At 44.2% G+C, this 22,151-nt stretch carries 19 protein-coding genes; 11 read left to right on the top strand and 8 right to left on the bottom strand.

The genetic code is table 11. The features are described from left to right. Positions 1 to 39: 39 nt before the first annotated feature. The 5 genes from ABNE31_RS12080 to ABNE31_RS12060 all read right to left on the bottom strand — a co-directional run bounded on the left by ABNE31_RS12080 (position 40) and on the right by ABNE31_RS12060 (position 4,235). Complete coding sequence (locus ABNE31_RS12080) at positions 40 to 297, bottom strand: hypothetical protein (RefSeq protein ID WP_349351317.1); 258 nt, start codon at positions 295 to 297, stop codon at positions 40 to 42. Continuing rightward, positions 278 to 592 carry a thioredoxin family protein gene (locus tag ABNE31_RS12075; protein ID WP_349351316.1) on the bottom strand — a complete coding sequence of 105 codons (315 nt, stop codon included), beginning with the start codon at positions 590 to 592 and terminating at the stop codon, positions 278 to 280. Before ABNE31_RS12075 ends, ABNE31_RS12080 begins: the two co-directional genes overlap by 20 nt. 6 nt (positions 593 to 598) lie before the next feature. Continuing rightward, positions 599 to 1,243 (bottom strand): peroxiredoxin, encoded by a 645-nt coding sequence (locus tag ABNE31_RS12070; protein ID WP_179383833.1) that lies wholly within the window; start codon positions 1,241 to 1,243, stop codon positions 599 to 601. Between the two features lie 209 nt (positions 1,244 to 1,452). Continuing rightward, the gene (gene nhaC, locus ABNE31_RS12065; protein ID WP_349351315.1) at positions 1,453 to 2,943 is read right to left on the bottom strand and encodes a Na+/H+ antiporter NhaC; all 1,491 of its coding nucleotides are present in this window, start codon (positions 2,941 to 2,943) and stop codon (positions 1,453 to 1,455) included. A gap of 71 nt (positions 2,944 to 3,014) precedes the next feature. Continuing rightward, the gene (locus ABNE31_RS12060; RefSeq protein WP_349351314.1) at positions 3,015 to 4,235 is read right to left on the bottom strand and encodes an aminotransferase class I/II-fold pyridoxal phosphate-dependent enzyme; all 1,221 of its coding nucleotides are present in this window, start codon (positions 4,233 to 4,235) and stop codon (positions 3,015 to 3,017) included. Between the two features lie 150 nt (positions 4,236 to 4,385). On the opposite strand from ABNE31_RS12060, the gene ABNE31_RS12055 reads away from it, so the two are divergent. Then, positions 4,386 to 4,844 (top strand): Lrp/AsnC family transcriptional regulator, encoded by a 459-nt coding sequence (locus tag ABNE31_RS12055; RefSeq protein WP_349351313.1) that lies wholly within the window; start codon positions 4,386 to 4,388, stop codon positions 4,842 to 4,844. 238 nt (positions 4,845 to 5,082) lie between these two features. Here ABNE31_RS12055 and ABNE31_RS12050 read toward each other — a convergent pair whose 3' ends face one another. Then, entirely contained in the window at positions 5,083 to 5,313 is a 231-nt protein-coding gene (locus ABNE31_RS12050; protein ID WP_349351312.1) for a hypothetical protein, read from the bottom strand. An 11-nt stretch (positions 5,314 to 5,324) separates the two neighbouring features. Here ABNE31_RS12050 and ABNE31_RS12045 point away from each other — a divergent pair, with 11 nt between their 5' ends. The 3 genes from ABNE31_RS12045 (at position 5,325) to lpdA (ending at position 10,358) form a co-directional block, all read left to right on the top strand. Beyond that, positions 5,325 to 6,977 (top strand): BspA family leucine-rich repeat surface protein, encoded by a 1,653-nt coding sequence (locus ABNE31_RS12045; RefSeq protein WP_349351311.1) that lies wholly within the window; start codon positions 5,325 to 5,327, stop codon positions 6,975 to 6,977. A gap of 56 nt (positions 6,978 to 7,033) precedes the next feature. Next, the gene (locus ABNE31_RS12040) at positions 7,034 to 8,422 is read left to right on the top strand and encodes a BspA family leucine-rich repeat surface protein (RefSeq protein ID WP_349351310.1); all 1,389 of its coding nucleotides are present in this window, start codon (positions 7,034 to 7,036) and stop codon (positions 8,420 to 8,422) included. Between the two features lie 532 nt (positions 8,423 to 8,954). Beyond that, complete coding sequence (lpdA, locus tag ABNE31_RS12035) at positions 8,955 to 10,358, top strand: dihydrolipoyl dehydrogenase (protein WP_349351309.1); 1,404 nt, start codon at positions 8,955 to 8,957, stop codon at positions 10,356 to 10,358. 118 nt (positions 10,359 to 10,476) lie between these two features. On the opposite strand, the gene ABNE31_RS12030 is transcribed toward lpdA, so the two are convergent. Then, positions 10,477 to 11,688 (bottom strand): heparan-alpha-glucosaminide N-acetyltransferase domain-containing protein, encoded by a 1,212-nt coding sequence (locus ABNE31_RS12030; protein ID WP_349351308.1) that lies wholly within the window; start codon positions 11,686 to 11,688, stop codon positions 10,477 to 10,479. Positions 11,689 to 11,803: 115 nt separating this feature from the next. On the opposite strand from ABNE31_RS12030, the gene ABNE31_RS12025 reads away from it, so the two are divergent. From ABNE31_RS12025 to ABNE31_RS11995, 7 genes are all read left to right on the top strand, one after another. After that, positions 11,804 to 12,337 carry an NAD(P)H-dependent oxidoreductase gene (locus ABNE31_RS12025; RefSeq protein WP_349351307.1) on the top strand — a complete coding sequence of 178 codons (534 nt, stop codon included), beginning with the start codon at positions 11,804 to 11,806 and terminating at the stop codon, positions 12,335 to 12,337. A gap of 6 nt (positions 12,338 to 12,343) precedes the next feature. Continuing rightward, the gene (locus ABNE31_RS12020) at positions 12,344 to 13,627 is read left to right on the top strand and encodes an anthranilate synthase component I family protein (RefSeq protein ID WP_349351306.1); all 1,284 of its coding nucleotides are present in this window, start codon (positions 12,344 to 12,346) and stop codon (positions 13,625 to 13,627) included. 22 nt (positions 13,628 to 13,649) lie between these two features. Continuing rightward, positions 13,650 to 14,957, top strand: a complete 1,308-nt coding sequence (gene tilS, locus ABNE31_RS12015; RefSeq protein ID WP_349351305.1) for a tRNA lysidine(34) synthetase TilS — start codon at positions 13,650 to 13,652, stop codon at positions 14,955 to 14,957. Then, positions 14,954 to 16,936, top strand: a complete 1,983-nt coding sequence (locus tag ABNE31_RS12010) for a cytochrome c biogenesis protein CcdA (RefSeq protein WP_349351304.1) — start codon at positions 14,954 to 14,956, stop codon at positions 16,934 to 16,936. The genes tilS and ABNE31_RS12010 overlap by 4 nt, the downstream gene beginning before the upstream one ends. Before the next feature lie 81 nt (positions 16,937 to 17,017). After that, on the top strand, positions 17,018 to 19,405 hold the full coding sequence (locus ABNE31_RS12005) for a penicillin acylase family protein (RefSeq protein ID WP_349351303.1): 2,388 nt from the start codon (positions 17,018 to 17,020) through the stop codon (positions 19,403 to 19,405). A 106-nt stretch (positions 19,406 to 19,511) separates the two neighbouring features. Beyond that, positions 19,512 to 21,047: a YifB family Mg chelatase-like AAA ATPase gene (locus tag ABNE31_RS12000; protein WP_349351302.1), complete on the top strand. Its 1,536-nt coding sequence runs from the start codon at positions 19,512 to 19,514 to the stop codon at positions 21,045 to 21,047. Between the two features lie 190 nt (positions 21,048 to 21,237). Then, entirely contained in the window at positions 21,238 to 21,648 is a 411-nt protein-coding gene (locus ABNE31_RS11995) for a hypothetical protein (protein WP_179383820.1), read from the top strand. Here the strand turns inward: ABNE31_RS11995 and ABNE31_RS11990 are convergent. After that, positions 21,645 to 22,088: a hypothetical protein gene (locus tag ABNE31_RS11990; RefSeq protein WP_179383819.1), complete on the bottom strand. Its 444-nt coding sequence runs from the start codon at positions 22,086 to 22,088 to the stop codon at positions 21,645 to 21,647. The genes ABNE31_RS11995 and ABNE31_RS11990 overlap by 4 nt on opposite strands. Positions 22,089 to 22,151 lie beyond the last annotated feature (63 nt).

The following is a 22,151-nucleotide window of genomic DNA, read 5'->3' as shown; positions in this document are numbered from 1 at the left end:
ACGGGAAGGTTCTTATTTCAACGTTTACAATAATGTCCGTTACTTATCGATGGAGCCGAGAACCCTGGACATAAAACCGTTAAGGGCTTCTTTTTTGGGAGTGCCATTTTTGATCTCGTTCGAGACTTCAAGGGCGCCGTACAAATTGGAGATCAGTTCCCCGATCATGTCCAACTCCTCGTCTTTGAGGCTTGCAACCTCGCATACATTCTCCAAGGTGTCCGCAGTTTCCTGCAAATAATCCTCGTCATGCTCCTCGGCAAAATTGACCAATTGCTTAATTATGGGCAACTTCATGGATCAAGTCTTTTAAAACATCATATTTGTTGGTCTGCACCTGATTTTTTAGGCTTCCTTTGGAAAAAGCGGCAAATGTGGGCAAGTTGTTCACATTGGCCAGTTTTCTGGATTCCGGAAATTTTTCTGCATCGACCATTACAAAGGTTACGTTCTCGTTCAAAGTGGCTTCTTTTTTGAACTTTGGCTTCATTATTCGGCAATTGCCACACCAAGACGCACTGTACTGTACCACTACGTTCTCGTTGTTGGCAATGACCTCGCTCAAATTGTCTTTATCCAATTCTACTACCATGGGACACTAGTTTACGTGATTGGCCAAATATTCGGAAACACCTGCTCTGTCAGCATTCATGGCTTCCTTTCCTTCTTCCCAGTTGGCAGGACAAACCTCGCCTTTTTCCTGTACGTGGGTATAGGCATCTACCAAACGCAAAAATTCCTTCACATTTCTTCCCAAGGGCATATGGTTGATGCTTTCATGGAATACCGTTCCTTCCTCATCGATCAAATAGGTGGCCCTGTAGGTTACATTGTCGCCTTCTACCACAACAGAGTTGGTCTCTTCGTTGAAATCCTCCTTCATAATGTCCAAGATGCCCAATGCGCTGGCCAAGTTTCGGTTGCTGTCAGATACAAGTGGGTATGAAACGCCTTCGATACCGCCATTGTCCTTTTCCGTGTTCAACCATGCAAAATGCACCTCCGCCGTATCACAGGAAGCTCCAATGACGATGGTATTTCGTTTTTCGAACTCGGCTAGGTTTTGTTGAAATGCAAAAAGCTCGGTAGGACATACAAAAGTGAAGTCTTTTGGGTACCAGAACAACAAAATTTTCTTGTTCTCGGCCTTGGCTTTTTCTACAATGTTGATTTTGAACGTATCGCCCAATTCGTCGATAGCGTTTACTTCAATACTTGGAAATTTTCTTCCTACTAAAGTCATTTATTGGATGTTTTTATAAAATTCGAGCTGCAAAAATAGGGCGGTTTGATGGCTTACACCAACTTAAAAATTTCTATTTCTTATGACTGGATAAGCTGTGACTATGTGCTAAAAAAACGTTGTCATTATTAAGGTTGTCACAAATATGAGCTAGTCACATTGAGAACTTCTCAAAGAATGTGGCTTATTTAAAAAAGTAGTATTAAAATTTATTCAGCCGCAGTATTGGCCAGTTGCTTGATCTTGATTCGAAATGCGGCAAACAACAAAGTCATGAACGGGCTCAACCAATTGAAAATGGCATAGAGCGCATACTCGCCAACACCAACGCCCAAAACCCCACTGTGATAAGCCCCACAGGTATTCCAAGGCACCAAAACAGAAGTTACGGTCCCGGAATCTTCTAGCGAACGGCTCAGGTTTTCTGGAGCCAGCCCACGCTCCTCATATGCTTTGGCAAACATTTTTCCGGGCACTACAATGGCCAGATACTGATCGGAAGCGGTAACGTTCAATGCCAAACAACTGCCCACCGTGCTGGCGAACAGTCCAAAAGTGGTCTTGGCCAATTTTAGCAGGGACTCCGTGATACGCTCTAAAGCACCAATACCGTCCATAATACCTCCAAATACCATGGCGCAAACAATCAGCCAGATGGTGCCTAGCATACCGGACATTCCCCCGGAAGAGAACAAATCGTTCAAGGCTGGGTCGCTGGTGGCAATCTCGGTATCTACGGTTATCGCATTTAAAATGCCTTTGTAGCCTGTTTCAAAGTTGAGTGCAGTTCCTCCGCCAATGTTGGCCACAATATCCGGTTGAAAAATAAGGGCGAAGAGGCCGCCCAACAAAGTTCCCACCAATAGAGCCATTAATGGTGGTGCTTTTTTTACGATCATTCCGATGACGGCCAAGGGTACAATGAACAACCATCCGTTGATGTTGAAGGTAGACCCAATATTGTTCAATAATGAACTGGTATCGGCAACACCAGAGGTATCCAACGTAAAGCCGATAATGATAAAGACAATTAAGGTTACTACAATGGTCGGGACCGTGGTATAGGTCATGTAGCGAATGTGGGAAAACAAGTCCCCTCCGGCCATCGCCGGAGCTAAGTTGGTCGTATCACTTAAGGGGGACATCTTATCCCCGAAGTAGGCTCCAGAAAGCACGGCACCTGCCGTCATCCCGAGTGATATGCCCAAAGCGTCACCAATCCCGATCAAAGCAATGCCTACGGTGGCGGCTGTGGTCCAGCTACTGCCCGTGGCAATGGAGATAATGGCACAAATAATGACACTCGCCGCTAAAAATATGGTTGGGTTCAAGATTTGTAGCCCATAATAGATCATCGCGGGAATAATTCCGCTGACCAACCATGTTCCGGATAGGGCACCCACCATTAAAAGGATGAGCAAGGCACCGGTGGTGGACCTCACGTTCTCGGCCACTTCGGCAATCATCTGTTCGTAGGATACCTTGTTGAAAATACCGACAATGGCAGCGACTGCTCCGCCCATTAAAAGGATGAATTGGTTAGAACCGCTTAGGGCGTCATCCCCAAAAACAAAAACATTGTAGGCCAGCATCGCCACGAGGGCAAAAACGGGTATCAATGCTTCTGCAATGGAGAGTTCTTTGTTTTCTACAATATGTTCGTCTTCCCTAAACTTTGGTTCTTCCTTTGGGTTCGGCATGTTGGTCTGAGTTTGTTAAAAGGTAATATTACGATTTTGCACCTTGTTGTGCAAACCGTTGCAATATACCCTTAGGCCAAACTTGTATCGAGAGACAAAATATCCAGTTTTTCCATACAGCTTCGCATGGTGGTGTAGGTTTTTCGGATATCGTTGTCCAAACCGATGGAGAATCGTATAAGTCCTTGGGAAAGCCCAAGTTCTTGTTGTTCCTCCTCAGGTATTTCAGAAGAGGTGGATGTGCCCGACGCACTGAAAAGGGTCTTGTAGAAACCGAGGCTTACGGCCAAATAGCCCAGTTTTTCCTGTTGCATCAGTTCCATAAGGGCATTGGCGCGTTCCACAGAACCCACGTCCAAGGTCAGCATACCCCCAAAACCATATTCATGGTTCATTTGGGATTTCATCAACTCATGACCGGGGTGACTTTCTAACCCGGGATAGACCACTTTAAGACCATCCTTTTCAAATTGTTGGGCTAAATAATGGGCATTTTCACTGTGTTTTTTGATTCGAATGTGCAACGTGCGCATATTCTTTAAGATGGATGCCGCCCGCAAACTATCCAAGGTACTTCCTAAAAGCATACCTGCCCCGTTGTTCACATCCTTAAGGCTCAAGCAAAAATCGGTAGAGGCGCAAACGGCACCCGCAACGCAATCGCTGCTCCCATTGATGAACTTGGTGAGACTGTGCACCACAATGTCCGCACCCAGTTGTGCAGCGTTGATGGTAAGGGGTGAAAATGTATTGTCAACCACCAAGGGCACGCCATTTTTCTTGGCGATTTTGGAAAGCGAGGGGATATCTGCAATTTCCAACAGTGGATTGCTCACAGCCTCGCAGTAAATCAATTTGGTTTTTGGGGTAATGGATTTGTTTACCGTTTCCAAATCGGTAATGTCCACAAAGGAAACTTTGATATTGAATTTCTTCACAAAGTTTTTCAGGAAGGCGTAGGTGCCCCCGTAAATGGTTCGGCTACATACAATATGGTCATCCGAATCACAAAGCTGCAAGAGTACTGCGGTGATGGCTCCCATGCCGCTGGCATATACGTTGGCAGATTCCGTCCCTTCCAATTGTGCCATGGCCTCGCCTAAATATAGGTTGGAAGGGGAGGAGTGGCGACTGTACAAATAGCAACCTTCCGTATTGCCCTCAAAGGTATCGAACATAGTCTTAGCCGATAGAAAAGTGTAGGTAGATGAATCTGATATGGAAGGGTTTACGCCCCCGAATTCACCAAAATATTGAAGGTCCTGAATGTGTTCTGATGCCTTGTAGTCCATAATGTATCATTTTTGATAAAAGTAGCGATATAGGGACCCATTGTCAATGGTATTTTACAAATGAAGAATCAAAGTCTTTTTTTAAGTATATTTTAGGAAATTGTTCCAAATTGTGTCAATTTAGCGAATATTGCTAGAAAATTCGTCGGAATGAAACTGGATAACATTGATATTGAACTGATTCGACTGCTCCAAGCGGACAGTAAAAAAACTACGAAGCAATATGCAGATGCATTGTATTTATCCAAAACTGCAGTCTACGAACGCATTCGTCGATTGGAACGCAATGGGGTCGTTACCCAATACACGGCCTTGGTGGATAAGGTAAAGGTGGGACGTGATTTTATGGTACTTTGCCAAATTCGTTTGGTTCAGCATACCAAGGAAAACGTGCTAAAATTTGAGCGAGAGATCTTAAAACTCAAGGAGGTCTCCGAGTGCTTTCACGTAGGCGGGGATTATGATTATGTACTCAAGATTTATGTGAAGGACATGAAAAGCTACCGGGAGTTTATGCTGACCAAGCTCACGGCCATATCAAATATTGGCAATACACAGAGTTCCTTTGTCATCAATGAAGTGAAGAACAGCCCATCGGTGCATATTTAGGTTTGTTGGTTACGAGTTTCTGATTTCAAGTTTATTGTTTTCCTGTTCCACTTTGAATAATCGGGTCTGGACCACGAACTCTCTGCTAAAACATTGTCTCTTTCCTCCTTTGTTTCCCTAAAGTGAAGAACAGCCCGTCTTTGTATATTTAGTTTTGTTGGTTACGAGTTTCTGGTTTCAAGTTGACTGTTTTCCTGTTCCGTTATTCTAATAAAGAGCCCAGACCGCAAACTCCCTGCTAAACCATTTTCTTTTGTCTGATGTCTGATGTCTGATGTCTGATGTCTCCCGTCTCCCTTCTCTTGTCTCCTGTCTTTTTCCTTCCATCCAATTTTCCAAATCCCACCCCTAAAATCGATACCCCAAAAAAAGCATCCGTCAGATCAGAAAGGGCATCCGTCAGATCAGAAGGGGCATCCGTCAATTGGCACCCAAAAAATTCAATGGCATTGTAGACCTTAGCCTTCAAAATATATAAGTATGAAAGCTAGATTTTTATTTCTGATCATGGTTTCGTTCGTGGTTTTTTGGTCTTGTGAGCCCAACGAACCGGATTCCGTTTTGATCAACAATGCACCCGTGGTGCCCAGCCAAACCTTTACCGTTCCGGAGAATTTTCCCGACGGCCAATTGATTGGCGTAATCCAGGCGACGGATAAGGACGAAGATGCCTTAGAATTTTCCTTGGTACAGGAAGCCAGTGGGCTATTTGAAGTAGCCAAAAATGGGAACCTGTTCTTGGCAGCAGGTAAAAAGTTGAGTAATACAGACCAAGAAGAACATGTTCTGGATGTGTATGTCCACGATGGGGTTGTGGGCAGAAAGGGAAGTGTAACCATAAAGGTTACCCCGCCCGAAAACTTGCCGCCCATAGCCGAGGATAAGATTTTTGATGACATTATTGAAACGCTACCTGAAGGAGAGCTCATTGGTGTCCTCGAGGCAGTTGATCCCGAAGGAGAACCATTGACCTATGAAATTATAGAAGATGAAGACGGCTTGTTTGCGGTGACCAACAATGGTGAAATTGTTTTGGCAGAAGGACAAAGTTTGGATTTTGAAACCTCGGAGCAACACACGATTGTGGTAAGCATCAGCGACGGGGTCAATACGGTGGAAATCACCGTGACCATAAACGTATTGGACGATGGTGATATTTTTGACGACCCAGCTTCCTTTATCACTACTTGGAATGTGGAAACCGATGGACAGGAATTGATTATCGGTACAAATTCTAATTTCGATGGATACGACTATACCATAGATTGGGGAGACGGCACTATAGAACAGATTACAACTAACGAAAGTCCTTCACATGTCTATGAAAACGCTGACACCTATACAGTGGCCATCAATGGGCAGTTCCCAGCATTAGATATGAGTGAATCAGATGTTTTAAGCCAAGAAGCCTTGGTGGATGTGGTGCAATGGGGTAGCCAACAGTGGCAATCTATGGCGTATGCATTTTTTAATTGTACGAATTTAGAGAGCTTTAGCGCTTCGGATTTGCCAGATTTAACACAGACAGAAACAATGGCTTTAATGTTTTACAATGCAATCGCATTTAATGGGGACCTGAGTCAATGGGAAGTAGGAAATGTGGTTGATATGATAGGAGTTTTTGGTGGAGCGACTAATTTTAATGGAGATTTAAGCAGTTGGGATGTTGGCAATGTGACGATTATGACTGCTATGTTTAGAGAAGCCTCAAGCTTTAACCAAGACATTAGCAATTGGAATGTACTAAAGGTAACGCACATGGATAATATGTTTACAGATGCCATTTCATTTAATCAAGATATTAGTGGATGGGAAGTGGATAATGTGGCTCAGATGCTAAATATGTTCAGGAGGGCAACCTCGTTCAATCAGGATTTAGGCGTATGGAACATTGGAAGTATTGTAAGTATGTTTGGAATGTTTCAACAAAGCGGTATGAGCACCTTAAATTATAGTGCCACGCTAAGGGGCTGGGCCAGTTTGGGGAATGACAACATTCCGGACGGTATAACCTTGGGAGCCCTTGACAAGAACTTTTGCGATGATCCGGAAACTATAACGGCAAGAATAGACATCCTTCAAGGAGATAATGGTTGGACCATTGATGATGGAGGCTCTACTACTTGCTTTTAATGTAATGTGTACTTAGCACAATCCAAAATTCAAGATTAAAACATAAAAAAGAACTTATGAAACTTAAAAATATAATAGCACCATTGTTCGCCCTGGTCCTTTTTTGGTCCTGTGCCGAGGACGATGCAGGCTACCCCATTGCCACCAACCGAGGGCCGGTAATGGTAGCACAAAGTTTTAACCCTTCCGAGGATATTTCCGATAGTGACATCATTGGACTCGTGAAAGCCTTTGATGCAGATGGAAATGCGCTCACCTTCAGTTTGACCACTAATGATGATGATATGTTCGAGCTGACCAGTGATGGTCAGTTGAGCCTTGCCACCGGAAAGAACCTCGATTTTGAGACCAAATCACAGCATAGCATCACGGTAACTGTGACCGATGGTATCACCAATCCCATCAGCAATAGCATTACCATTGAAGTGGAGAACGTCATCGAGACCCTTTTTGAAGACCCAGCGGCCTTTATTACGGAGTGGGAAGTGGCCGAAGGTCAAGTGCTGACCATAGGGACCAATGAAGACTATGAATACGATTATGTCATAGACTGGGGCGATGGAAACTCGCACGGGTCTTTAGATCAAAACCCATCCCATGAATATACCGATGCCGGAACCTATTTGGTAGCGATCAAAGGACTGTTTCCGGCCATTAGCATGTTCAATGCAGATATGGCAAGTAAGGAATCACTTGTGAGCGTTGTACAATGGGGTACAGGTAAATGGCAGACCATGGAGCGCGCGTTTATCGATTGCCCCAATCTTACAGGCTTTACTGCTACCGATACGCCCGACCTCTCTGAAGTCACCTCTCTGAGGTCCATGTTCTTAAATGCCTCTTCCTTTAATGGAGCTATGAGTGGTTGGGACACCAGTACTGTGACCGATATGCAGACCATGTTCGCGGGAGCATCAGCATTCAATCAAAGTATAGGAAGTTGGGACACAGGTAACGTAACCAACATGAGAGGAATGTTTAGCAATGCGGTTTCGTTCAATCAGAATATTGGTGACTGGACTACTAGTAATGTGTTGTCAATGAACACCATGTTCCAGGGAGCAACTTCCTTTAACCAAAATATTGGTGGTTGGGATATCTCCCAGGTCACAGACGTAGAGAATATGTTTGACGGCGCTACCGCTTTTGACCAGAATTTGGGCGCGTGGGACATCGGAAGTGTCTTCACCATGGAATTTATGTTGGACAATAGCGGTATGACCGCTCCCAATCTCAACGCCACATTGATTGGTTGGAATGAGTATGTGGAAGAGAATGAGGGTCCTAAGGATATCACCATAGGTGTTGATGGACTTTCCATTTGTGGTCCGGATGTAGTTGAGGCTATTCAAAACCTTACCATAAACCATAATTGGGCCCTCACGGGCATATTGCAAGTTGATGCTGACTGCCCAGAAGAAGAAGCAGAAGAAGTAACAGAATAAAAATCTATACTATCAAATTTTACGTTGGGTTATTTTTCCACCGGGCGACCTTCGGGTCCTCGGTGGTTTTTTATTCCGCACCTGATGCGGAATCCATGAGTTGTGGACTGCGGATTACTGCGCGGGTAGGAATGACAGTTCCGGTATCGCGGCATGGGGTTATTTCCACCTGAAATGCGAAGCACCGATGTAGAAATCTGTTTGAAAAATTCAAGTTCAAGCATCAAGTTCAAAACAAGACTGAACTCACAACATCAAACCCGCAACTCTAAACCCATAACCCATAACTTCCGACTTCGGACTTCTGACTCCCGACTTCTGACTCCCGACTTCTGACTTCCGACAAAATAAACACCAACCGCTTACTCCATACTGCCAACAGAATCATTGCCCACTGTAATTCAATCCGATCAACTACTGCACAAATTTTAGAAAACAGTGAATTGATGCCGTCCCGAAAAACATTTGTATTTTTACGGTCGTTTTGTAACGTACAAATCTGTTTAGCAATTATCCTTTCAAAAAATAGAATATGAATCAATATGATGTAGCCATCATCGGCTCAGGACCAGGAGGCTATGTGGCGGCCATTCGTTGTGCCCAATTGGGAATGAAAACGGCCATAATAGAAAAATATGCAACCTTGGGCGGTACTTGCCTTAATGTGGGATGTATCCCTTCCAAGGCATTGTTGGACTCTTCTCACCATTATGAAGATGCCGTAAAGCATTTTGAAGAACACGGTATTGAAATTCCGGGAGAGGTAAAGGTCAATTTGGAACAAATGATCGCCCGTAAACAGGGCGTTGTGGACCAAACCACCAAGGGCATCGAGTTTTTGATGAGCAAAAATAAAATCGATGTGTACCATGGAGTTGGGAGCTTTAAGGATGCCACCCATGTCCATATTGCCAAAGAGGATGGAGAGGAAACCATTGAGGCCAAGAACATCATTATCGCAACAGGTTCCAAACCTGCGTCCTTGCCATTTATCGAAATTGACAAAGAACGCATTATTACTTCCACCGAGGCCTTAAAACTCAAAGAAGTTCCAAAGCACATGATTGTCATTGGCGGTGGTGTTATTGGTCTGGAATTGGGTCAGGTGTACAAGCGTTTGGGAGCAGAGGTTACTGTGGTCGAATACATGGACCGAATCATCCCTGGGATGGACGGTGCCCTTTCCAAAGAGTTGACCAAGGTGATGAAAAAACAAAAGGTAAAGTTCAATCTATCCCACAAGGTGAAATCTGTGGAGCGTAAAGGCGATGAGGTCATTGTAAAGGCAGATGACAAAAAGGGTGAAGAGGTTACACTTAAAGGTGATTACTGCTTGGTAAGTGTTGGCCGAAAACCGTACACGGACGGATTAAATGCCGAAGCAGCTGGAGTAAAGCTGGATGATAGAGGTCGCGTTGAAGTAAACGAGCATCTACAGACCAATGTTTCCAATATCTACGCCATTGGAGACGTGGTGAAAGGAGCGATGTTGGCACACAAAGCGGAAGAAGAGGGCACCATGGTTGCCGAACTATTGGCCGGACAAAAGCCACACATCGATTACAATTTGATTCCCGGGGTCGTGTATACTTGGCCGGAAGTTGCAGCGGTTGGAAAAACCGAGGAGCAATTGAAGGAAGAAGGAGTCGAATACAAATCAGGACAGTTTCCCATGCGCGCATTGGGCAGGGCCCGTGCCAGTATGGACATTGACGGCTTTGTGAAAATTCTTGCCGACAAGAAAACCGATGAGGTACTGGGCATTCATATGATCGGGGCACGTTGCGCCGATCTGATTGCCGAAGGCGTTACCGCGATGGAATTCAGGGCTTCGGCCGAGGATATTTCCAGAATGAGCCATGCACACCCAACTTTTGCGGAGGCCGTTAAGGAAGCTGCCTTGGCCGCTACCGACGACAGGGCATTGCATGTGTAAGATACGTGTCATTTCGAGTGTTTTTTTGAACCCAAGTTCAAAAAAATGTATCGATAAAGGGTTTATTGAAGTATAATCATAATTAAAAGCATTCAATCTTAGGGATTGGATGCTTTTTTTAGCTTCGTACGGTACGTAAAACACGCTTTAGGAAAAGATGAAGGCGAACCATCAGCTCTTTCAGTAATGGAAGTGTAATCTCCTTTGCTTCTACAATTTGCACTCTGGCAAAAGCAATCCCCGAGGCAATCTGTGATTTGATATGCGCTTCGTGTTTATGGTATTGCAAGGCCAAGAAGGTGCAGACCATCATAAACAATAGTGCTCCAGGAACAACGACTTCAGGGGAAAGGGAACGATTGAAAAATCGGTACAGTCCCAAACCGGTAAAACTTCCGTAAAGAATCATAAAGTGAATCACGTAAATGGATAACGTGCTTGCGCCGATATTCAAAACGGTTTTGTTGGTCATCCAACTACGCAGCATCATAAATACGGCAAATACCACAAACACATTCCCCAAACGTATAAATAGGTAATTGTTGGTCAACAATAACTTTAGGAATCCAAATCCGGTCACTTCATACAGGGCGGCGAATGCAGGGGTCGAATGATAAATCAATACATAGCCTAACAAAAGGGCAATGGAAATGGCGGTGGGATACAAATACCTGAAATGCTTGAAGCGAGTGAACAACCCTGCAATGAACGCTCCTATGGTGGCATAGCCGAACCAAGGGATAATGGTAAACACCGAACCATTGGCTTTTGTAAAGTAATTGGCGAGAAAATCAGGCAAAAAAGCAAAAGTCCATGGTTTATAGGTCCGTTCGAACAAAAACAGCAATAGGGTCGTGGTGACCAAGACCAATGGAAAAACGTATTTTTTCTTTTTGGCAGTGAGCAGGTAAAGCCCAATAAGGCCTAAAATGGAAAGCCCGATACAATGGAGCACATCCACCAGATAAAATGAATTATAAATCTCTCCTTTGAGCAATCCGCCAAGGTTTAAACGCAATAGATATCCAATAGCCAGCAATTGCAGACCACGACGAATGCCTTTGGCAACCCTCGGGTTTTCCATTCCTTTTTGGGGAGCTCTGATGAGCAGATACGTAAAAATAAAACCGGAAACCGTAAAGAACACTGGGGCAGTAATTCCCCTAAAATAGAGCCAAACCGCATAAACCGGATTGTTGGGATCCCTAAAAATGGGGTCCAAGAGACCATCGATGAAATGCCCTTGCAGCATCATCAAAATGGCCCAAGCACGCATGGCATCAATAAAAAACAATCTGTTTTTGTCCGTTGTCATCCAATTTTTGTTCACCCTATATACTTGTTTAGCAAGTAGTTTGGATGTTACTCGCGCCAAAAATATGGAAAATAGTCGCAGGTATGTATCAATTACGGTATTTTAGCGAAACAATCAACGATTTTTAGCTATGGCTGCAATTTTGGCATTTGCCGGGAGCAATTCTTCAACTTCCATCAATTTTAAATTGGTAGAACTCACCACATCTTTAGTCCAAAATCATGATTTACAGACCTTAAACATGGCTGAGCACCCTTTTCCGATGTTTAGTGAAGACTTGGAAAGGGAAAAAGGGTATCCTGATGCACTTACCGGATTGAAGGACCAGATTGCTCAAGCCGATGGCATCATTTTATCGGTAAACGAGCATAATGGCAATCCATCCGCCTACTTTAAAAACCTTTTGGATTGGTTGTCCCGATTGGAGCGCAACTTTTTGGGGGGCACCAAGGTACTTTTAATGTCGACTTCTGGCGGAAAGCGAGGGGCAAAGGGTTCGTTGAGTGTGATTGAGAGCATGTTGCCACGCTTTGGGGCCGAGATAGTGGCTACATTTTCTTTGCCATCCTTTTACGATAACTTTAGCGAGGATGGGATTTTGGACGAAGACCTCAAGGCTGGGCATCAGCATGCGTTGCAGACCTTTTTGGATTCATTAAACTAAAAGCTCTTGCGGACGCATCGGTCATTCAAGATACATTCGGTACAGCAGTGCAAGGAATCCTTGCTCCAATGGTCCAGGAACTATGGACACGTAGTTTGGTTGGACAGTAACTCCCATCACGAACCATATTCCAGTTTTGAGGCCTGCCTCGCCGTTGGTGCATCAACATTTTGCAACGACTTAGAAGAAATCGAATCATTTTTAAATCATACACCAGATTGGCTTTTTGGCTATTTTTCATATGATGTAAAAAATGTATTGGAAGATTTGACTTCCTCCCATGTGGATGATCTGGATTTTCCAATGATACAATTCTTTCAGCCCCAAAAGCTCATAGTAGTAGCGAATGGTCAACTCCATTTTAAGTATTTGGACACTTATGATTATGAAATTGATGCTGATTTTGCAGAAATCTGCGACAATAAAGACCAAGCCAGTGTTCAAGAGTCCCACGGACCCATCAAAATAAAGATGCGAATCCATAAGGATGCTTATTTTGAAAAAGCGCAGCAATTTTTGGGACACATTCATCGCGGCGATATCTATGAGGCCAATTTTTGTCAGGAATTTTATGCAGAGGATTATGCGTTGGACCCCTGGGCGACCTACCAAAGGTTGAATAGGATTTCGGAACCACCTTTTGCAGCTTTTGCGCGATTTTCGGACCATTATCTCATGTGCGCCTCGCCAGAGCGCTATCTTAAAAAGATAGGTGCAAAAGTGATTTCACAACCCATAAAAGGTACCGCTCGAAGAGGTGAAGGCAAACGTGAGGACGAGCAGATTAAAAAAGAGCTGAGTGCGGACAAAAAGGAACGTTCGGAGAACATTATGATCACCGACTTGGTGCGCAACGACCTTTCCAAAAGTGCCATCAAAGGTTCGGTTAAAGTGGAAGAACTTTGTGAACCCTATTCTTTCAAACAGGTGCATCAATTGATTTCGACCGTTGCGGCTGAGGTTTCGGAAAACAAACCATCTGTTGAACTCATCAAGGAAACGTTTCCTATGGGCAGCATGACAGGGGCCCCGAAAATATCGGCCATGAAGATCATCGAAGATTTGGAAGAGACCAAACGGGGATTATACAGCGGTACGGTAGGCTATTTTGACCCAAACGGCGATTTTGATTTCAATGTGGTTATCCGAAGCATTTTGTACAACGCTTCCAAAAAATACGTCTCTTATTCTGTTGGGAGTGCCATCACGGCACAATCGGACCCCGAAAAGGAATATCAGGAGTGCCTGCTCAAAGCCAAAGCCATGCGCTTGGTTTTGGAGGAGGGATAATGTTTATTCGTAAATTTGCAAAATGCTCCAGAAGTTCAAGCAACACATCAACGAAAGTTTTTCTTTTCTAAAAGAAAAGAAGCTGTTAATTGCCTGTAGTGGAGGAGTGGACAGCATGGTATTGGCGCATTTGTGTGCGGCTGCTGAATTAACGATTGCGCTGGCCCACTGCAACTTTGGACTTCGCGGCAAGGAGAGCGATGGTGATGCGGAATTTGTAAAAAATTGGGCAGTTGCCAAAGGAGTGACCTGTTTTATAAAGCATTTTGATGTGGAAGGCTACTTGGAAAACCACGGCGGTTCCGTACAAATGGCAGCGCGTGAACTACGCTACCAATGGTTTGCCGAGCTTTTGGATGCTGAGGGCTTTGATTATGTGCTGACAGCGCACCACGCGGATGACAATCTAGAAACATTTTTGATCAATTTATCTCGTGGCACCGGAATTGCTGGACTCACGGGTATCCCGCAGCAAAATGATAAAATTGTAAGGCCGTTATTGCCCTTTTCCCAAGACGATATTTTGGGATATGCCAAATCCAGCGGTGTTGCATGGAGAGAGGATAGCAGTAATGCAAGCAGCAAATACCTCAGAAACAAAATCCGTCATCAAATAGTACCGGTGCTCAAGGAGCTGCACCCGACTTTTTTGCAAAATTTCCGGTCTACACAAAAGCATTTGGGTCAAACCAACGACTTGGTAAGTCAATATATCCAAACACTGCAATCCGAACTGTTCGAGCCACAAGGTGAGGTGTTTAGGATTAACATAGCAAAACTTAAAGCGTTACAGCCCTTGGGAGCCCATTTATACCATCTGTTTCAGGGATATGGGTTTACGGAATGGGGCGATGTGGAAGGACTGCTTTCGGCAACAAGCGGAAAGCAAGTGGTTTCCAAAACGCATATTTTGCTCAAGGATCGAGATTATCTGTTGCTGTCTCCAAAAGAAAATAGGGTAAATAAATCCTATCCTGTCTATTTGGATGAAACCCCAACGAAATTACCGATACCATTGAAAGTGGAGTCGGTCGAAAAAGTAGAAAAAGAAGGGAAACATGTGGTCTTTTTGGATAAGGAAAAGTTAAACCCACCGTTATTGTTAAGAAATTGGGAAAAAGGCGACTATTTTTATCCCTTCGGGATGCAGGGCAAAAAAAAACTGTCCAAGTTTTTCAAGGATGAAAAAATGGATGTGTTTTCCAAAGGAAAACAATGGTTGCTTTGTTCTGGAGACGATATTGTTTGGGTCGTGGGCAAACGGGCCGATCAGCGTTTTAAGGTAGGGGAATCGACCCGTGAAATAATTAAGATTACACAGTTGCTATGAGATTATTGGTACTCTTTTTTGGACTATTGTTTATTGGTACAGGCACTGCTCTGGCCCAAACGGATGAAAATCCTGCGGTTTGGAGCCACGAGGTTCGCCAACTATCGGATACCGAATATGAACTGGTGTTCAAGGGAAAAATTATGGAGGGATGGCATGTATATTCCCAACATACGGCCGAAGGTGGTGCCCTGCCCAGTGAGTTTACTTTTGAAAAAGCAGGGGAAGACTATGAATTGGTCGGGGTCACTGAGGAGAGTGAGACCATCACCGAATACAGCGATATTTTTGAAGTGGACGAGACCTTCTTTAAAGAAGAGGCCATTTTTACCCAGAAAATAAAACTCCTCGACCCAGAGGCGAATCAAATTTCCGTCAACCTCTTTTATCAGATTTGCAAGGAGGTGTGTCTCCCCGTAGATGAGTTCTTCCAAATTTCGTTGGATGGAAGCGGTTTTGTGGCAGAAGAGACATCCTTGGATGAACGAAGTGTGGCCTTGGGCGAATCGCTAAAGGTTGATTTAAAGAACAAGGAACTGCTCCAACAAGATGGAGTGACCGATTCCGAAGGCAAATCCAACCTTTGGATGATTTTTGGGCTTGGGTTTATAGGTGGACTTATAGCCTTGTTGACGCCCTGCGTTTTCCCCATGATTCCGCTAACAGTTTCTTTTTTTACCAAACAGACCAAGCAGAAATCCAAGGGGATTGCCAATGCCTTGCTCTATGGATTTTTCATTGTGTTGATTTATTTCTTGTTGAGTTTACCGTTCCATTTGTTCAATTCGGTGGACTCCCAAATATTGAATACCATCGCCACCAATATATGGCTTAACGTGTTCTTCTTCGTCATTTTTGTGTTCTTTGCCTTTTCTTTTTTCGGTTACTACGAACTGACCTTACCAAGCTCTTGGGCCAATAAGATGGATTCGGCATCCTCCAAAGTAGGAGGGGGATTGGGCATCTTTTTTATGGCCTTGACCTTGGCCATTGTTTCATTTTCCTGTACGGGACCAATTTTGGGTGGACTCTTGGGCAGTACCACCTTGGCAGAAGGAAATGTGGCGACCAATTTAACTTCCGGGATGGTCGGTTTTGGTTTGGCCTTGGCCCTGCCTTTTGCCTTGTTTGCAATGTTCCCGGCTTGGTTGAATTCGCTGCCTAAATCAGGGGGATGGATGACTACGGTGAAAGTGGTGTTGGGCTTCTTGGAGCTGGCTTTGGCCTTCAAATTCTTATCCAACGCCGATTTAGTGGGGAATTGGGGCATTCTGAAACGGGAAATATTCGTAGGCATTTGGGTGGTCCTGTTTGTATTGATGACCCTTTATTTATTCGGATTGTTCAGGTTTCCGCATGATGGTCCCAAAAAGAATTTGTCTCCTTCCAGAAAGATTGTTGGGCTGATAAGCTTTGCTTTTACCGTGTACTTGGTACTTGGGCTATTCAAAGTAACTTCTTTGAAATTGTTGAGTGGATTTCCGCCTCCCGGCTTTTATAGTGTAGTGGAAACCGAAAGCGATTGTCCGTTGGGCTTGGACTGTTTTAAGGATTTTGAAGAAGGCGTTGCTTATGCAAAGGAAGTAAACAAGCCCATTTTGCTCGATTTTACGGGATGGGCCTGTGTGAATTGCAGAAAAATGGAAGAAAATGTGTGGAGTGACCCTAATGTGTATCCTTTACTGAAGGATGAATACGTGCTCATTTCCCTCTATGTGGATGATAGGAAGGAATTGCCCGATTCCGAAAAATTCGATTTTAAATACGATTCAGGACGGGTAAAGGCCATTGAAACCATCGGACAAAAGTGGGGTACCTTCCAAACCATCAATTTTAATGCGGCATCGCAGCCCTATTATGTGCTTATGTCACCCGAATTGGAGATATTGAACGAAGCTGTGCAGTATGTGGATGTGGACACCTACGAAGATTGGTTAAAATCCGGTTTGGAAAAACATCAGCTATCCATGAACAAATAATTGACATTTGTCAATCAATTTTGTTCAACATCTAAAAAAATAATTATACATTAGGTCTACTAATCGACTTAACCCTTCTTTGTGAAAACATACAAAAAGATTCTTCTTGTTCTAGCAGGATTACTTCTACTTGTAATTATTGGCGTAGCCTTATTTATCAACAGTCTTAAACCCGACTATGGAGGGGAAAAATCCCTTCCGGGTCTATCCTCCGAGGTAAAAACGTATTTTGACCCCTACGGAATCCCACATGTTTATGCCGACAATGAGGCGGATGCCTTAAAAGCACTTGGCTACGTGCACGCCCAGGACCGATTGTGGCAAATGGAGCTGTTGAGAAGGGTGGCCAAAGGAAGACTTTCGGAGGTGTTTGGCAAGGACATGGTAAAGACCGATAAGTTTTTTCTATCCCTTGGCATAGATGAGCATACCCGTGAAACTTTACAGGGATTGGACAAAAGCAGTGAGCCCATTGTGCTCTCACAAGCCTATTTGGATGGAATCAATGCCTTTATAGAAGAAGGTCCCACCCCCATAGAGTTTTACTTGACCGGGATAGATAAAGAACCTTTTACCATTGAAGATGTGTACAATGCGGTTGGGTATATGGCCTTTAGTTTTGCCATGGCCCATAAAACGGACCCGTTCCTAACCAGTCTTAGGAATAAATTGGGTGATGAGTATATGAAGGACTTGGCCATTGATTCCGATTCTTCCACCGTATGGATAAAAAACTACAAAGGAGAGTCCGTTGACACCTTGGGAACCCAAATTACCGCCAGTGTGGACGAGGCGTTGAAAAAACTGCCCATTCCCCAATTTGAAGGCAGCAATAGTTGGGTGATAGCGCCACAAAAAACCAAAAATGGCAAGGTCATCTTGGCAAACGACCCACATATTGGGTTTGCACAGCCATCCGTCTGGTACGAGGCACATGTAAGCACACCTACCTACGAAAAATATGGATATCATTTGGCAGGTGTTCCCTTTCCGTTATTGGGTCACGACCGAAAAATGGCGTATGGACTTACCATGTTCGAAAATGATGATATTGATTTTTACTATGAAGAAACCAATCCATCCGATAGCACACAATACAAAACAGCCGAAGGTTGGAAAACCTACCAATTAGTAAATAAGACCATAAAGGTTAAGGATGGTGAAGATGTGGCCTTTTCATACAAAAAAACACACCACGGTCCCGTGCTGAACAACATTGCGGACCAAATATCCGGTGAGCGGCCCATAAGCATGTCATGGATATATACTAAGCCCAAGAATATGGTGATGCATGCGCTATATGGGCTTAGTCATGCCAAAAACATGGAAGAGTTTAAAAGTGCCCTGCCCAATATCCATGCACCGGGACTTAACGTAATGTACGGCGATGCCGAGGGCAATGTAGCTTGGTGGGCCACAGCCAAACTTTATCAAATGCCAGACAGTTTGTCCACCAAATTTGTGTTGGATGGAACATCTGGAAAAGAGGAGCCTTTGAGATATCTGGATTTTTCTGAGAATCCAATGGCGGAAAACCCACCATGGAATTACGTCTACTCGGCCAATAATCAGCCCGATTCCATTGCGGGAATGTTATATCCCGGCTACTATTTGCCCGAAAACCGCGCCAAAAGGATAGTTCAGTTGTTGGATGCGAAAAACGACTGGGACAAGGAATCCGTTTCTGAAATGATATTGGACGTCACCTCACCCGTAAATACGGAAGTGGTCACGGAACTCATCAAATTGTTTGATGTCAACAAAATGACCGAAGAACAGCTGGTTATGGTGGATTCCCTAAGAAATTGGAACGGCAAGTATTCCTTGACCAGCACCAGTCCCGCTTTGTACCATCGAAGCCTCTATTTTATGGTAAAGAACACGGTCGAGGACGAAATGGGCCCTGAAATGTTCAAACAGTTTTTGTCCACCCATTTATTCAAAAGACAGATTGCTTGGGGTGCTTCCATAGAGCGTTCCAAATGGTGGGACAATGTCAATACGCCCGATGTAGTGGAAACCAGACAGGATATGGTCATGGCTTCCTTTTCCGATGCATGGAATTCGTTGGTGGAAGATTTCGGACCCGATCCCAGCCAATGGACATGGGATAAACTACATACGCTGGAGCATCCACACCCATTTGGGCAAGTAGAATCCTTACGAGGCTATTTCAACGTAGGTCCATTTCCTGTGGAAGGCACTCGAGAAGTAATCAACAACCTTGCTTTTCCCTATGACAGCACAGGTTTTTACAAAGTAAATTCGGGTCCATCCACTCGGAGGATCATCGATTTTTCCGATGTAGAGAACAGCATCAGCATCTTGCCCACGGGCCAGTCGGGAAATCCGTTCAGCGAGCATTATCAGGATCAAGCCCAAATGTATGTGAATGGGGAGTTCCGTAAAATGATGATGAACAAGCAGGAAATTGAAGAAACTGCATCATCCATTTTGATCTTTCGTTAACCCAAAAGGCGCATCCGTCAATTCAAAAGGGGCATCCGTCAATTGAGCACCTATTCTTGAACATAGATTGTTTACATTTTCAGTCTTTTTCAATTAGAAACAATTTATGCTCACAAAAGTTTACGGAAGTGCCGTTTTTGGTATAGAGGCCACCACCATTGTAGTGGAGGTCAATATCGACAAGGGAATCGGGTATCATTTGGTAGGATTGCCAGATAATGCCATTAAAGAAAGTAATTTTCGAATTGCCGCTGCCCTTCAGAACAACGATTACCGCATTCCCGGTAAAAAAATCACCATCAACATGGCTCCGGCCGATATGCGCAAGGAGGGTTCGGCCTACGATTTAACCTTGGCCATTGGAATCTTGGCAGCATCAGGACAAATCCGTTCGGAAAACATTGAAAACTATTTGATTATGGGAGAGCTTTCTTTGGACGGAAGCCTGCAACCCATAAAAGGTGCCCTTCCCATTGCGATTAAGGCCCAGCAAGAAGGTTTCGAAGGCTTTATCCTTCCCAAGGAAAATGCCAATGAAGCTGCTGTGGTGGACGGACTCAAGGTCTACGGCGTGGAAACCATTAAACAGGTTATTGATTTTTTTGATGCCGACCTTCCTCTGGAACAAACCGTGGTGGATACCCGAAAAACGTTTTACGAACAACAGTACCTGCCAGAATTTGATTTTGCTGATGTTAAGGGACAGGAAAGCATAAAACGATGCATGGAAATTGCGGCTGCCGGCGGTCACAATATCATCTTGATAGGTCCCCCCGGAGCAGGGAAGACCATGCTGGCCAAGCGTTTACCGTCCATTTTGCCGCCCATGACCTTGCACGAGGCCTTGGAAACCACCAAAATACACAGTGTGGTAGGAAAGGTGAAAAACAAAGGCTTGATGAGCCAGCGACCTTTCCGTAACCCGCACCATACCATAAGCAGTGCCGCCCTAGTGGGTGGGGGCAGTTATCCGCAACCCGGTGAAATATCGTTGGCCCACAATGGAGTCCTGTTTTTGGACGAGCTCCCTGAGTTTGAACGACGTGTACTGGAAGTGATGCGACAACCGATGGAAGATAGGGAGGTCACCATAGCCCGCGCCCAATTTACGGTTACTTATCCCAGTAGTTTTATGCTGGTGGCCAGCATGAATCCCAGTCCGGGAGGATATTTTAACGACCCCGATGCCCCTGTGACATCATCACCCGCAGAAATGCAGCGGTATCTGGGCAAAATATCGGGCCCTTTGTTGGATAGGATAGATATTCACATTGAGGTCACCCCGGTCCCTTTCGATAAATTGTCCGAAGACAGGAGAGGGGAGAGCAGTGTCGTTATCCGAAAAAGAGTGGAAGCGGCCAGGGACATTCAGAACCAAAGGTTTGCCGAAATAGAGGGTATCCATTACAATGCCCAAATGGGAACCAAACATATTCGGGAGTTTTGCAAATTGAACGATTCCTCCAAAAATCTTTTAAAGGAAGCCATGCAACGACTGAATCTATCTGCGAGGGCTTATGACAGAATCTTAAAAGTATCCCGCACCATTGCCGATTTGGAAGGGTTTTCTGAGGTAACTGAAAACCATATCTCGGAAGCGATACAGTATCGAAGTCTGGATAGGGAAGGGTGGCTGGGTTAAGCTAAACCTCAAATTGATGAAAAAAGGGAATGCGAACATGGAAAATAAACCAAAGGTTTATCATCAAATTGATAAGGTTAGGGTCTTTTGTGGATAGATATGGCGTGATTACGTTAAATATTGCTTAAACCGCTGTTGATAAGACTTTTAAACAGTACTTTCGCCCCGTTTTTTTTAAAATTTAGTGAACATGCAGTTTGTGGAGTTGAACCCAATGGGGAATTTTGACCCTTGGGAGCAGGAGAAGATAGATGAGTTGCTACATCAGGAAATCAAAGAATCGTTGAGCAATCGACTGGTTTTTGAAAATGAAGAGGTCAAGCTTTGGGATTTATGCCTTTTGCCCGGAGAACGTCTTAACTTTAGAAGACACAATACCAATTACGGCTGGGTATGCACCACAGGAGGTTTGGTGATCACCCGTTACGGCAACGGTAAAATCGACATGATCAAATTAAACCCCGGGGATACCGAATATTTCGAAAATCGTGGCAAAAACTACGTCAACGATTTGGAAAACATTGGTGAGGCAACCGTAGTCATCAATATTTTGGAATACAAGGAAACCAAAAAAGAGAACAGATTTCAGTTTTCCAACTAAATGGCCTTGATGTTGGCTTTTAGTCCTTCGATGATTCCCATGATGTTCTCCACCGTTTCGTCCAAATAATATTTGATGGCCAAATGGGGAATCCGAACAGTGGTAAACCCATTTTTGAACGAATGCATGGCATCTTCAAGGTCGGCTATGGCCTGTTCGTGGGTGATCATGTTGTAGTTTTGGTCAATTTCAATATTGAGCTTTACTCTGGAAATTGCTATATCCACAGATTTTTTTCCATCCCACCATTCCAGCATTGGAGATACACCGGCCTCTTTAAGGGCATAGAATAAATGAATGGCCTCAATTGGCGTATCATTGTTCAATATCACTCGTTTGATAAGCTTTGTATGTCTTTCGCAGAGTGTAACACCCAAAGATTCCTTGGAAGCTTTATATTGTTGGGGGTCAAGGCCTTTGCCACAATCCTTACATATCATAGGTTTTAGTCAAGTTTAGGTCTCAATAAGATTTGGTATAACCATAACTTTCAGTTTTTCGAA

The sequence above is a fragment of the Flagellimonas sp. MMG031 genome (genome assembly GCF_040112705.1).
Classification (GTDB): Bacteria; Bacteroidota; Bacteroidia; order Flavobacteriales; family Flavobacteriaceae; genus Flagellimonas.
This window is presented reverse-complemented; position numbering and strand designations above follow the sequence as displayed.